This is a genomic window from Caulobacter sp. ErkDOM-C (genome assembly GCF_048541825.1).
GTDB lineage: Bacteria > Pseudomonadota > Alphaproteobacteria > Caulobacterales > Caulobacteraceae > Caulobacter.
The window spans coordinates 2,869,896-2,883,242 of record NZ_CP183332.1; the positions used below are offsets into that span (position 1 = coordinate 2,869,896).

Sequence of the window (13,347 nt, forward strand, 5' to 3'; positions counted from 1 at the left end):
GCCCCGCGCCTCAGGCCAGCCCGGGCCCGACAACCGTTCCATCAACGCCGATGCTGGAGAAGGTCTCACAACCCTCCAAGAAGGTCGTACAGGCCGCCAGCACCTCCCCCGGCGGCAGGCGCTCACGACCCCTCAGGCTACATTCCCAGACATCGAGCACCCGCCACTCCATTGCGGCAAGCCGTGATCTGACGCGTGCGTCGCGGGTGATGTTGCCCGATATTTTCGTACGCCAGAACTCTGGCCTGGTGGCTGGCCAGCGAAACAGGCCACAGTCATGACCATGCCAGAAGCAGCCGTGGATGAAGATGACAGCGCGGCGTCCGGGAAACACAAGGTCGGGTTGCCCCGGCAGCCTGCGGTCGTGCAGCCGGTAGCGATAGCCCAAGGCATGCAGCCCTCGACGCACCATCATCTCGGGGCGGGTGTTGGCAGGCCCGATACCGGCCATCATCCGGCTGCGGACCTCCGGCGTTACAACATCAGCCAACGGCTTGTCGCTTGCCTCCGACCACCCCGCTGTCGCGCGCAAGCATCTCAAGGAGGTTGGGCTCCATGTATCGGGCGATCGCCTCGATCACCGGAACAGCCACCGCATTGCCAAACTGGCGATATGCCTGGGTGTCAGACACCCCTGCCGGGATCGTCCACTCGCGACGACGCATGCGACCGCCCTCTTCCACCTCATATTCAAAGCCCATCAGGCGCGCGCATTCGATGGGCGTCAGCCGGCGTGGGCGCGGCTGCTGGTCAATGAGGATCTCCGATCCGTCCTTGTGGTAGCGCGCCGACAGCGTGCGGGTGACCCCCTCGTTTCCGAAGGTACTGTAGCCAAAACCGTTTCCGGCCTTTTCGTGTTTGGCGCGGTAGTCTTGTAGGTACTGCCAGAGCTTCGGCGTGAGCGTGTATTTTGAATCCACCTCGTTATGCGTCTGCAGGATTGAGCCCAGCTTCGGCCAGATTTTTTCGTCCGGGATCATCCTGTCGAAATCGGCGAAACTGAAGCCGACGTCCTCGCGGAAGCCGACAATAAAAATGCGCTCGCGCTTCTGCGGTACCCAAGGCTCCGAGCTGATGACCCTGAAATCGATTTTGTAGCCGAGTTCTGCTTCCAGCGTCTCGCGGATGACCCGGAAGGTGTTCCCTCCATCGTGTCGCTGCAGGTGCTTGACGTTTTCCAGCATGAAGGCCGGCGGCCGGTGATGCCTCAGAATGTCGCGAATATAGAAGAACAGATTTCCCTGTTTCACATCGTCGAAACCATGGGCCCTGCCCAGTGAGTTCTTCTTGGAAACTCCGGCCAAGGAGAACGGCTGACACGGAAATCCCGCCAGCAGCAAATCGTGTTGCGGGATGAGGGAGGGGTCATCACCGTAGGGGCGGATATCGCCGACCAGTTTGTGGTCGGCGCCATCCACGAAGTTTGCCCTGTAGGTCTTGTTCGACCATTTGTCCCATTCACTTGTGAAAACGCATCGGCCGCCAATGGCCTCAAAGCCCAGCCTGAGGCCGCCAATACCGGCGAACAGGTCAATGAAGCGGAACTGCGCCGGGGGCCTGGCGGCCAGACGCACCGCAGCCAGCATCGTGACGCGTTCCAGTACAAGCTTGGGCACAGGCGCTTCGCCCTCGACATATCGGCACACCTGCTTCCAGGAGTAGCCCAGCTCGTCCTGCACGCTGTCCGCCGTGAGCCCTGACTGCCTGAACACAGTGGCGAAGCTCTCGGGCTCAGTCATGGGGGTCGTCCTTGCGAATCTGACGCTCTGGGAATCTTAGAGACGAGATGGCACGCAATTACCCAGCTCGCAAGGTGAAATGTTCTCTTTTTGTTTCATCCGTCGCCATCGTGCGCGCCGCTGAGTAGCAACCCCTCATGGCTTGGGACCGGGCTGTTTCTGCTCGCACTGCGCCCAGTGGGTTGTCGTTAGACTGACAGGCCCCTCCAGCGCCGTATAGTCGGCGCAAGACTGACAGCACCGCGCAACCATTTAGCGTCTGCCGGCCTGGGCGCGTCCGCTTTTGTCGTAGACCATCTTTACGGTCGCTTTGACACCGACGTGATGTCAGGTTGTCGTCGAAGGGGCTCGGGGCTCTCTAGCGGGGTGGGGATGATCAGCTGCGATCAAGGCATGGCGCGTGAGCCAACGGTCCGCACTTTCCCTGGATCCGCTGTTCCCTGAATGGCAGACGTGTCCGCGCGTTCCAGTTCAGCGTCAGCGCTTCCTCCATTGTTCCGGATGGCCGTCCTGAAGGGGACTGAGCCGACGGTGCTTTTGCACATTCGGCGTGGTGCCCCTCTAGACGGCCGCGACGAAAAGGGGCGAACCCCGCTCATGCTGGCGGCATCGGCCGGGCGTCATCAGATTTGCCTGCTGTTGCTGGCAGAAGGCGCGGACGCGCGCGCGCGGGACCCGGGTGGAAACACCGCCGCTGAAATCGCAAGTCAGGCTGGTCATCGCACCCTTGGTGCGGCGCTCTCAGCCAAGCCTGAGCCCGTCCGGCCAGATCTCACGGCGGAGTTAGGCGACGGCTTTGAGTTTGAAGGCAATTGGGAACCCGACGTAGTTGCCGCTGCGCCCCAAAGTGATGACAGCGCACTAGCCTCTGCGATTGCCGTTCAGGGCAACCTCGGGCGTAGTAGAGGACGGAACGATGACACTGAATGGTCCGACGTAAGCCTTGAGCTCCCGATGGGGGCAGCGGCGACAACCCGTACCGTCCACCTTCCTCCAAAAGCAGTTCAATTTCTCGAAAACGCCATCGCATCCGGGCGAGTGCCGAGCGACGCCGTCGAGACCATGTGGCCAGCTGGCCCCGGGCGAATTCGTGATGTCCTCAGGCTGGTCTTGGCTGATATGGGCGTGCAGTTCGAGACCGACATGGTCGGGGACACGGTCGCGCGAGCGTTGTCTCCGGGAACCATCACAAAAGCTGGCCGCGAGGAAGTGGCCGCAGCCGGCGAACTTGCCGCCAGTCTGCTTGCCGAGGTCAGTGCGGCCGCCGCCTACGAGGCGGAACTTTCAAAAATCCCGGCTGCGTCCAAACAATCTGAACAGGCGACATTTGCAGCCTTCTTCAGAGCCAAGAAGCAGCTGTTAGCGGCAATGGCCGCATCGCAGGCGTTCTGGGCTTGTTCCATTCGCGAGCGCTCGAACGCGATGCAGATCATTGGAGAGGATGATCCGGACGAAGCCGACGATCCGGATACTCTTCAGAGCGATCATCCTGATGACATGAGCGGGCTGTTCGGTGTCATCGCTAACAATACCACGGCTGATTTGGAATCAACGTTGGGGGACTTTGCCAAAGCGGAAATCCCGATGGGGCTACTCAACGGCATCTACGCGTCTGTTTCGGCCGCTGAAGCGGGCGACGCTGACGTTGTCCGGTTGAAAGCGGCGATAGAAATCTATCTCGAGACCCGCCAGCGGGCGATTGAGGACAATCTCCGTTTCGTTCCGAGGCTCGCACGCAAATACCTGGGGCGAGGTCTCGACCTCGCTGATCTTATTCAGGAAGGAAACCTTGGGCTAATTCGGGCGGTTGAGCGCTTTGATTTGGCCAGAGGCTATCGTTTCCAGACCTATGCTAGCTGGTGGGTTCGTCAGGCAATCTCGCGCTCTATCGCCGACAAGGCGCGCACAATCCGAATCCCTGTGCATATGCTCGAGACGATCAACAAAGTCACCCGCGCGGGGCGCCAGATCCTGTACGAGATCGGCCGCGAACCGACTCCCGAAGAACTGTCTGAAAAGGTGGCTATGCCGCTGGAAGGCGTCCGCAAGATTCTGAAGATCGCCAAGGAACCGATCAGCCTCGAAACGCCGGTTGGGGGGGGGCTCGCGGGTCGGATTGAGGACAGGGTCGCGAAGTCGCCGATTGATTCAGCAATTCAATCAGAGCTGAAATCCACGACGAGTCGAGTACTTTTGACCTTGCGACCCAAAGAAGAACGGGTAATTCGGCTGCGATTCGGTATGGACCTGGATTTCGATGCCACCCTTGAGGAAGTGGGAAATCAGTTGGGGGTCACCCGAGAGCGCATCCGACAGATTGAGGCCCGAGCGCTGAGAACGCTGAAACAACCCTCGCGCTCCCGCAAGCTTCGCAGCTTCTTTGATGACTAGCATGGACAAGAACCATATCGGTGCGTCCCGAAACGCGCCGCCACGAGCGAGCTCAATGATCGAGGCGCTTCGAGGCCTCGGCTATTCAGCCCCGACCGCGATCGCCGATATCCTCGACAACAGCATCTCGGCTGGTGCCTCTGTTGTCGACCTGACCTTTGGCTGGAACGGGCCCGACAGCCACCTTGTCATCACGGACAACGGGCGCGGCATGGGCCCCTCCGCCCTGGACCTTGCGATGCGGCTTGGCGAGCGAAGTCCGCTGGATCAGCGTGAGGCCGCAGATCTTGGCCGCTTTGGACTCGGACTAAAAACAGCGTCGTTCTCCCAATGCCGGCGGCTTACAGTCGCTTCAAAGCAAGAAGGCGTCACTTCAACCCTTCGATGGGATCTAGACCTTCTCGCCGCCAGCACTAGTGGCGAATGGTCCCTCTATGAAGGCGCTTCTCCAGGTTCCGAACCACTGCTCCGGGGTCTCGAGGGGCATGCTCAAGGGACGGTCGTCCTGTGGGAGGTTATGGACAGGCTCACCCCCAAAGGGGGTCGGGAGCAGGACTTCCTCAATCTGATCGACAGGGTCGAAGAGCACCTAGCCATGGTGTTCCACAGGTTCATCGAATCTCGGGCGATCATCATCCGGATTAATGGAAGGGCCGTAGCGCCTTGGGACCCTTTTCTTGAAAATCACACATCGACCTGGCGTTCCCGCGAGGACCGTTTCACGGTGAATGGCGACCCCATCTCGGTTCGTGGATTTGTGCTCCCGCATCGGGACAGGGTTGACCCGAAAGTCTGGGAGCGTGCAGCCGGCCCGGATGGCTGGACGTCCCAGCAGGGCTTCTATGTCTATCGGAACAGGCGTCTTCTGTTGGCCGGAAACTGGCTGGGTCTTGGCCGAGGTCGCGGTTGGGCCAAGGACGAGGCTTTCAAACTGGCCCGGATACGGATCGACCTTCCCAACTCAGCCGACGCGGATTGGAAGATCGATATTCGCAAGTCCGTCGCCCGTCCCCCGCCCGAAGCACGCGAGCGCCTGACATTGTTCGCAGAAGACGTACGGGAGCGAGCGCGACGGGTCTTTGCCCATCGGGGTTCCCCCAAGAAGGCCGGGAAGGCTGCGCCACGCATTCAGGCGTGGGCGGTCGATCATGCCGCCGGAGGGGTCAGGTACAGGATCGATCAGTCTCATCCAGCCGTTGCCAGCGTCCTCGAACAGGCCGGAAGTCTAACTCCAGAGCTAAAGGCGATGATCCGGATCATCGAGGAAACGGTTCCAATACAGCAAATCTGGCTGGAGACGGCGGAGGCTCGGGAGACAGCGAGAACTGGTTTTGCCGGCGCGCCGCCCGCAGAGGTGCGCGCGCTTCTGCTGACCCTGTTCCGGAATCTGGTGGTGCGCAAAGGTCTATCCCCGGAACGGGCTCGCGAGCAACTCGCCCGCACCGAACCCTTCGATGCCTATCCGGAATATGTCGGCGAACTTGAACTCGGGCCTCAGGAGTAAAGCGATGTCCAATGAGAAGGTGGTCAAATTCGCCCAGGAACTCCTGTTGGAAGCAGACCCGGCGACAATAAGTCCGGCGCTGATCGGCTCAAAGATCGATCAGGTCCTGCAGTTCAATCCGAAATGGAGCGTCGGGCTAGATCGCGACGCGGCAATCTCGGAGCTCGTCCGACGTTTCAGTCTTTGGATCGGGACAGACACGACCATAAAGAGCGACGTGGGGCACTCGGCCTGGCTGACTGCGTCCCGAAAGTCAGACTGGCGATACTGGCAGCGATATCGCGAGCTCCTCGAAAGGCGAATGTCCTACACGGCGGTCGAAGCGCTCGATAAGTCGACCGACACGGTCCTTGGACTGCTGGAAGACCCTCAACGCCCGGGGCCCTGGGACCGGCGCGGCCTCGTCGTGGGACACGTTCAGTCAGGAAAGACCGGCAACTACACCGGCCTCATCACGAAGGCTGCTGACGCCGGTTACAAGATCATCATTGTGCTCGCGGGCGTTCACAACAACCTCCGGGCACAGACGCAAATGCGGCTCGATGAAGGGTTCTTGGGTTATGAAACCCGCCCGGTGGCGAGTGAAAGCAGAACCATCGGCGTCGGCTTGATTGATGGCGATCCGTCGATCCGGCCAAACTACGTCACCAATCGTACCAATACAGGTGACTTCAGCACCGCCCGCGCAAACACGCTTGGGATTTCCCCTGAACAGCGACCCTGGTTGTTTGTGGTCAAGAAGAACAAGACGGTCCTTGAGAGGCTGCTGACTTGGATCCGCAATCACGTCGCGGACGTCCATGATCCTCAGACAGGCCGCAAGCTAGTCACCCGCCTTCCGTTGCTGCTTATCGACGACGAGGCCGATCATGCTTCTGTCGATACCGGCGAGCAGGTGTTTGACGAAGACGGGAACCCCGACAGCGAACACCAGCCCACAGCCATCAATCGGCTGACCCGGAAGATCCTCCATTCCTTCGATCGGTCGGCCTACGTGGGCTACACGGCGACGCCGTTCGCCAACATCTTCATCCATGAACGGGGCGAGACGGCCGCCGAAGGACCGGACCTGTTTCCTGCGGCCTTCATCGTCAACCTGGCTGCACCTTCGAACTACGTTGGTCCCGCGCAGGTCTTTGGCCTGTTGGGGACTGATGGGCGTTCACGCGGCCTGCCGCTCTTCCGGGCGGTCAAGGACCACATGTCGTCGGATGGCCTGTCCGGCTGGATGCCGCAGAAGCACAACAAAACGCACGTTCCACTGACTGAGGGTAAGCGTCAGATCCCATCTTCATTGGAGGCCGCGATAAACTCATTTCTGCTGGCCTGCGCCGTAAGGAACCTGAGAGGTCAGGCTGGCGAACATGCGTCGATGCTCGTGCACGTGACGCGGTTCACGGCTGTCCAGATGGCCGTCCACCAGCAGGTCGACGAGTACATCAGTACACTTAAGCAGCGACTTCATCGGCGCATCGATCACGATGAAGCTGAGGCAAAGTTGCGGACCCTTTGGGAAACCGATTTCGTCCCGACGAGCGCTGAGGCAGGCGGGCATTTTTCGAACCTCGCCGACAACGTCTCCCTTCCGTCATGGCAATCCGTGCTGGATGAGTTGCCAAATGTGGTCGCCGACACTGAAGTTCGTATGATCAATGGCACGGCGAAGGACGCGCTGGACTATGCCGATCAGGAAGGCCGGGGTCTCAAGGTCATCGCCATCGGCGGTGACAAGCTTTCCCGTGGCCTGACCCTAGAGGGGCTTTGCACCAGCTACTTCCTGCGTGCGTCCAAGATGTACGACACGCTCATGCAGATGGGCCGCTGGTTCGGTTATCGGCCGGGCTACATCGACCTTTGCCGCCTCTACACGACCGACGAACTGGCCGACTGGTTTGGGCATATCGCTGACGCCGCCGAGGAGCTTCGCGAGGAGTTTGACCTCATGGCCGCCAGCGCCGCTACGCCCCGCGAGTACGGCCTCAAAGTACAGTCGCATCCGGTTCTGATGGTTACGTCGCGGCTGAAGATGCGGTCAGCAAAGAGCCTCTGGTTGTCATTCAGCGGGCAGCTTGTGGAAACCGTATCGCTTTTCAATGAGCCGGCTGTTCTCAATCGCAATCTCGATGCCGCGAAGAGCCTGGTGGCCGGGCTCGGGAAGTCTGAAGTTGACCCCGTCCGACAACGCGGAGGGGCCACCCAATCTTGGAAGGGGCGCCTGTGGGACGATGTGCCGGCGCAGGCGGTCATCGACTTCCTCGGTCGCTACAAGACGCACCCCGATGCCTACAAAGTTGATAGCAAGCTGCTCGCCGAGTTCATCAGTTCGATGACCAAGGATGGCGAGCTGACTTCCTGGAGCGTGGCCTTGATCGGCGGCGGCCAAGGGCAGCCCCATGAGCTGACGCCTAACGTGGAAGTCAGCATGCTCAAACGAACTGCTGCCGACAATCCGGGGCGATATTCGATCGGCCGGCTGTTGTCCTCGCGCGATGAGGCGCTGGACCTTGATAACGACGCCTGGCAGGCGGCTCTCGATTTGACCCGCGAGGGGTGGCAGGCCGATGCCGGGCGGCTGAAGGAGCGTGGGGATCCCGTCGACCCTTCAGGCCCGGCTATTCGGCGGGTGCGGGGGGAGGGCATCCCTGGCAGCGCGACCCGCACCGGAAATCCCGAGCGAGGCCTGCTATTGCTGTATCTCCTCGATCCTGCCGAAGCGGGCAAATCCCATGTCTCTGCCGACCTGCCCCCAGTCGTGGCCTTTGGCATCAGCTTCCCGGCCAGCGGCTCGGGCGTGAAGGTCGAATACAAGGTGAACAATGTTGCGTGGGAACAGGAGTACGGCGGTGCAGACTGACGCCGACGAACTTTTGCTGGCTTGGCGAGGGCTTTCAGCCGGTGACACCGGCGATGGCCTGCGGGTCATCGCGCTGGGCGCTGACCGCCTGCGGGTCAGGGCCGGTATAACCTACCCTCTAGGGCAGGAGACCCTCCTGGTCGGGTTCAATCTCGGCCAGACACGGCGTGTCGACGAGTTGCCCGAAGCCCGAGGGTTCAGCGTCTCGTTTCTCGCCGAGCCCCCGGCCGCACGGTACGAAAACTGGATCGCGCTTACCCGTCGGCCCGAAGCGGGTGTCGACCTGTTCGCCCTGATGGCCAGCGATATTGCGGCTTCACTGACTGACGCAGGGCCAGCCTCCGAACAGTGGCTCTTCGGAACCCTCCTCCACCGAATCCGGGCATGGCAGGACTTCATGCAACGCCCGAGGGATGGCGTCCTCTCCCGTGAAAAGGAGCTGGGTCTGTTCGGCGAACTTCTTGTGTTCCGGGATTTTCTTGACGCTGGCGTCACGCCTGTCCAGGTCGCTGCGGCATGGCAGGGTCCGGCGCGCAGTGTCCAGGATTTCATCGTCGGATATCGTGGGCTTGAGGTGAAGACCACGCTTTCGGCCAACGGATTTCCGGCCCGGATTAGCTCTCTCGACCAGCTGGACACCAGTCAAGGCAGGGCGGTGATGGTTGCGGCCGTCAGGCTCAGCCTGCAGGACGATGGTTTGACCTTGCCCGAACTCGTCACCGATCTGCGCGAGCGTCTAGCGGGAATTGGCCTGACAGCATCCCTTTTCGAAAGGAGTCTGCTTCTTGCAGGCTATTTCGACACGGCGGCCGACAAATACGTTCGCCGGTTCGGCCCCGTGAATACCCGCGTGTTCCCGGTAGACGATGATTTTCCAAGCCTGACCCGCTCGGCGGTCCGCGCCGAAATCCGGACGGCTGAATATGAACTCGACCTCGACCTGGTTACCGCTCCCGCCATCGCTCTTGGCGAGGTAATCACCCAGCACAGATTGTTCTGATCCATGACGCTCGACGAGTTTCTCACCCAGACGCAAACCAGCGTCCGCGAGCAGGTCAGCGGCCAGATGGTTGCCGGCGCCTACGCGAACGCCGAGGCGGTCTTCACCGAAATCGTCATGAACCACATGTCGGACAGCGGGATGACCTTCGACCCGCAGGTCCTGCATATTGAGCGCAAGCTTGGAAAGGCCAATCTCCGCCTGAGCGGCTACGCCGTCTCGGACGAAGGCGACGAGCTCGATCTCTTCGTCAGTTGCTATCAGGGCGCTGACGAAGTTCAGGCCATCTCCGAAACCGAGATCAAGGCTGCAGCTGACCAGTGCATCAAGTTTCTGTCGGCAGCTGCGATGGGGAAGCTGACGACCTCGATTGATCAGTCCGACGATGCCTATCCGCTCATCCTGACCATTCAGGACTGTTACGACAATCTGGATCAGATCCGGGTCTTCGTGCTCACCGATCGCCAAGCGAAGTCCAAGAGCTTCAAGCCGCGCGAGGTGGCCGGTCGATCAGTGCGTCTCGAGGTGATGGATATCGAACGGCTGTTCCGTCACTGGGCGGAGGGCAAACCCCGTGACGAACTGGTGGTCAACTTCGAGGAAGTCTGTGGATCGCCGCTGCCCTGCGTCCTCGTCCCCGGTGAAAACGACGAATACGATTACGCGCTTACGGCTGTGCCGGGCGCGGCGCTCAGGCTGATCTACGAAAAGTTCGGCGCCCGTCTTCTGGAGGCCAATGTCCGGTCCTTCCTGAGCCAGACGGGCAAGGTGAACCAGGGCATCCGGGACACGCTTCGCAACGCCCCCGACCGCTTTATGGCCTACAATAATGGGATCGTACTGATCGCCGACGAAGCCAGCTTCGCCCGCGCTGGCGACGGCTCGGTCGGCATTTCCTGGCTGCGCGGCATGCAGATCGTTAACGGCGGCCAGACCACGGCCTCGATCTACTTCTCCAAGCGCAAATATCCGGACATCGACCTGTCAAAGGTCAGGGTGCCGGCCAAGGTCATCATCCTGAAGTCGCATGATCCTGACAGCGAGGAGATGCTGGTCAGCGACATCTCGCGATTCGCCAACAGCCAGAACGCCGTGAAGGTCTCTGACCTTTCAGCCAACAAGCCTTGGCATGTTGAAATGGAAAAGCTTTCCCGCGACGTATTCTGTCCCGACGGCGTAAGCCGCTGGTTCTATGAGCGGGCAGCCGGCAGCTACAACGTGATGCTGGCGCGCGAAGGCAATACTCCGGCCAGACTTGCCCGCTTGAAGGAGACGATCCCGAATAAGCGCAAACTTACCAAGACCGACCTCGCTAAATACGCAAATACTTGGGCTAGCCTGCCGCATCTGGTCGCACTCGGGTCCCAGAAGAACTTTGACCGCTTCATGCGAGACGTTGCGGATGGAACGACGCCCATTCCGGATGTCGCCGGCTACAAGCAACTCATCGCCCAGGTCATCATGTTCAAGACCGCTCAGGAGGTCGTCCGGAGCGGCCCATACAGCGCATTTCAGGCCAACATCGCCGTGTATACGGTGGCGCTCCTCTCCGACCGTGCCGGCAAGTCGCTGTCTCTGGACATGATCTGGCAAAAGCAGGCGGTCTCGATCGAACTGAAGCAGCAGATCAGTCGTTGGGCCTCGGAGATCAATGCGATTCTATGGGAGACGGCAGGCACGCGGATGGTCTCCGAGTGGGCCAAGAAGGAAGAGTGCTGGCAGGCTGTACGCACCCGTTCTTACTCGGACCTGAAGGCAGGGATACCGGAGATTGGATGATCCTCGCGGAAATGTCGGCAGCGTGTCGATGAGCGTGTCCCGATGACGAACGGCGCCGTCACCGGCCTGTTCACCCATGTAGTCGTAAAGCGGCTGACCGCAGTGGAGACGGACGCCAGCCGCTCGAACCAGCACGAGTTTAATGGTTCGAAGGTGCTTATGTCGGTGTTCGGGCCCGACCAGCCGCAGCGCTTCTCGACCGAGTTCGTCTGGATGCCCGACGACGGCGAGTTCCTCAGCCACACCGGCTGGCTGACCTGGTACGACGCCCGGGCCCGTCATCCGACCCGGTCCGAATACCGGCTCTACTTCCCGGAAAACCCGGCGGCGCAGCGGGCGCGCGAGGGCGACCTTCTCATCCTTGCGTGGCGGACGGAGGGGACAATGTTGTTGCTGCTAGCGCCGGGATCCGGCGTCGCGGCCGCCCGCATCTTCTGGCTGTTCGGTATCGAGACGGTCCCGGGCGTCGGCTTTGGCGCCCTTGATCTATCTGGTGAGGCGACCAGCCAGCTGGCCCAACGGCTGGGGTGGCGATCAGGTGAGAATGATCTCCGCCAGGATCAGGCCTGGGCGGAGGACGCCAACGGCCCCCTTGGCGATGCAAACCCCGGTGTCCGCGAAGAAGTGGGCCGGTTTCAGGCTGGCCTTGGCACGGCTCCTGTCGAGGCCGCAGGCGAGGACTGGGGCGACGTGTCGCTAGAGCTTCCCGCCGCCATGCCGGCCGGAATTGCGGGTGCGGCGCTTGATCGGACAGTCGCGACCCTGCTCGGCTGGCGGCTTCCCCCGAGGGTTCTGTCAGCCCAAACTTTAGTCGCCCGGTAGGGCAGTCCGAGCCACGCTCCCGACAGGGCAAAATCAACCAATCCGTTCCGCCGGTTTGATACCCCGCCTGACGTGATCCGCCTCGCGCCTAGTGGAGACAAGTTGGCGATGGACTGACAGCACCCTCACAAGTTCTCGTGCTATGGCTCGAAAGAACGCCAAGGGAGAAAATGGAGCCCGCGCTCCACGGGGTCATATCGTTGTCAGAGACAGACATTTTCAGCGCGGATGGCGACGATGACTGGGAGGCGCAGGACGAAATCGCGCCGTCCTTCGTTTTCCACGAGGACGCGGTCACGGCCGCTCGAACCATTCAGAACGCGATCTCCGCGCACGAGACGACTGAGACGGCCGATGACTGGTCCGAAGTCGTAGTCGACCTGCCTGAAGTCGCGCGAGGACGTCGGACGAGCGTCTCCTTCAGACGTTTGCTGAACGGTCGTGCGAGGCCCTCGAAATCCCTTCCCGCACTCGATCTCTCGAAAAGTCCTGACGAGTTGCTGTCGACCGTCTCGATCGCTCAAGTGATTCGCAGCTCCGACGCCAGCGCAACTCTGCTCGCTTGCGTCGCGCGCTCGGGCCTATTCACGATGACCGCCCTGGACTTCCTGGCCGACGGCGACAGCGAGGCCGAGTTCCTGAAGGTCCCCGCCCTCGGCCTGCGCGAATACTTCGAGATCGTCGACACGCTGAACGCCTTCACGATCCTGGTGCATGGTTCGGCGACCGGCTCGGGGTTCAGGTACGCTCCGACGGCGGAAATCACTGCGGTACCCGATGCCCTCCCGGCCCCTGTGGCCGCGTCTGCGGGTCGCGCGCAGCCCGGCACGCCCGACCGATCACCCACCGAACTGCTCGAACAGACGCGGCTTGCGCAGATCGTACTGCGACGGGGTAGCCCGGCTCTTCAGAAGGCCTTGCGCGGCGTCGACTGTTTCACGCTTTCGGCGCAGGCCTTCATCGAGCACGATGACGCCGAGGCCCTATTCTGCTCGGCGCGAGGCATGAACGTCGTCCTGTATCTGGAACTTTGTGATCTGGTGAACGACTTCACTACCGAAGTCTTCAGGAGTCAGGGGCGCCGCTGAGCCTTCCGATCGAGGGTCCCAGAAGCGTCAGGTTTTCCGGTGCCGGGATCGTGCTGGGCACCGTGCTGCGGCCTCCGCCAGGAAGCGGACCTTCCCAACGTCCGAGCAGAGTCAGGTTAGGCCGGTCAATGAGGTCCAATCTCTATGTCTGACTAGGGTTGGGAACGGAA

9 protein-coding genes are annotated in these 13,347 nt (G+C 61.2%); 7 read left to right on the plus strand and 2 right to left on the minus strand.

Annotated elements, in window-relative coordinates:
- Positions 1 to 10 precede the first annotated feature (10 nt).
- Both ACN2C8_RS13895 and dcm read right to left on the minus strand, forming a co-directional pair.
- Positions 11 to 454 (minus strand): very short patch repair endonuclease, encoded by a 444-nt coding sequence (locus ACN2C8_RS13895; RefSeq protein WP_419262193.1) that lies wholly within the window; start codon positions 452 to 454, stop codon positions 11 to 13.
- A gap of 28 nt (positions 455 to 482) precedes the next feature.
- Positions 483 to 1,739: a DNA (cytosine-5-)-methyltransferase gene (gene dcm / locus ACN2C8_RS13900; protein WP_419252446.1), complete on the minus strand. Its 1,257-nt coding sequence runs from the start codon at positions 1,737 to 1,739 to the stop codon at positions 483 to 485.
- A gap of 501 nt (positions 1,740 to 2,240) precedes the next feature.
- On the opposite strand from dcm, the gene ACN2C8_RS13905 reads away from it, so the two are divergent.
- The 7 genes from ACN2C8_RS13905 (at position 2,241) to ACN2C8_RS13935 (ending at position 13,177) form a co-directional block, all read left to right on the plus strand.
- A complete protein-coding gene (locus ACN2C8_RS13905; RefSeq protein ID WP_419252447.1) occupies positions 2,241 to 4,130 on the plus strand; it encodes a sigma-70 family RNA polymerase sigma factor in 1,890 nt (629 codons plus the stop codon).
- A 55-nt stretch (positions 4,131 to 4,185) separates the two neighbouring features.
- Complete coding sequence (locus ACN2C8_RS13910; protein ID WP_419252449.1) at positions 4,186 to 5,634, plus strand: ATP-binding protein; 1,449 nt, start codon at positions 4,186 to 4,188, stop codon at positions 5,632 to 5,634.
- A gap of 4 nt (positions 5,635 to 5,638) precedes the next feature.
- A complete protein-coding gene (locus ACN2C8_RS13915) occupies positions 5,639 to 8,488 on the plus strand; it encodes a Z1 domain-containing protein (RefSeq protein WP_419252450.1) in 2,850 nt (949 codons plus the stop codon).
- Complete coding sequence (locus ACN2C8_RS13920) at positions 8,478 to 9,488, plus strand: PD-(D/E)XK motif protein (RefSeq protein ID WP_419252452.1); 1,011 nt, start codon at positions 8,478 to 8,480, stop codon at positions 9,486 to 9,488. Before ACN2C8_RS13915 ends, ACN2C8_RS13920 begins: the two co-directional genes overlap by 11 nt.
- A 3-nt stretch (positions 9,489 to 9,491) precedes the next feature.
- A complete protein-coding gene (locus ACN2C8_RS13925; protein ID WP_419252453.1) occupies positions 9,492 to 11,267 on the plus strand; it encodes an AIPR family protein in 1,776 nt (591 codons plus the stop codon).
- A 42-nt stretch (positions 11,268 to 11,309) separates the two neighbouring features.
- Entirely contained in the window at positions 11,310 to 12,089 is a 780-nt protein-coding gene (locus ACN2C8_RS13930) for a hypothetical protein (protein ID WP_419252455.1), read from the plus strand.
- Between the two features lie 170 nt (positions 12,090 to 12,259).
- Positions 12,260 to 13,177 (plus strand): hypothetical protein, encoded by a 918-nt coding sequence (locus ACN2C8_RS13935; RefSeq protein ID WP_419252457.1) that lies wholly within the window; start codon positions 12,260 to 12,262, stop codon positions 13,175 to 13,177.
- Positions 13,178 to 13,347: the final 170 nt, after the last annotated feature.

Bases quoted from the DNA above. Each gene is read 5' to 3' on its own strand.
- ACN2C8_RS13925 (WP_419252453.1), top strand. From the start codon at position 9,492: ATGACGCTCGACGAGTTTCTCACCCAGACGCAAACCAGCGTCCGCGAG.
- dcm (WP_419252446.1), bottom strand. From the start codon at position 1,739: ATGACTGAGCCCGAGAGCTTCGCCACTGTGTTCAGGCAGTCAGGGCTC.
- ACN2C8_RS13915 (WP_419252450.1), top strand. From the start codon at position 5,639: ATGTCCAATGAGAAGGTGGTCAAATTCGCCCAGGAACTCCTGTTGGAA.
- ACN2C8_RS13895 (WP_419262193.1), bottom strand. From the start codon at position 454: ATGATGGCCGGTATCGGGCCTGCCAACACCCGCCCCGAGATGATGGTG.
- ACN2C8_RS13935 (WP_419252457.1), top strand. From the start codon at position 12,260: ATGGAGCCCGCGCTCCACGGGGTCATATCGTTGTCAGAGACAGACATT.
- ACN2C8_RS13905 (WP_419252447.1), top strand. From the start codon at position 2,241: ATGGCCGTCCTGAAGGGGACTGAGCCGACGGTGCTTTTGCACATTCGG.
- ACN2C8_RS13930 (WP_419252455.1), top strand. From the start codon at position 11,310: ATGACGAACGGCGCCGTCACCGGCCTGTTCACCCATGTAGTCGTAAAG.
- ACN2C8_RS13910 (WP_419252449.1), top strand. From the start codon at position 4,186: ATGATCGAGGCGCTTCGAGGCCTCGGCTATTCAGCCCCGACCGCGATC.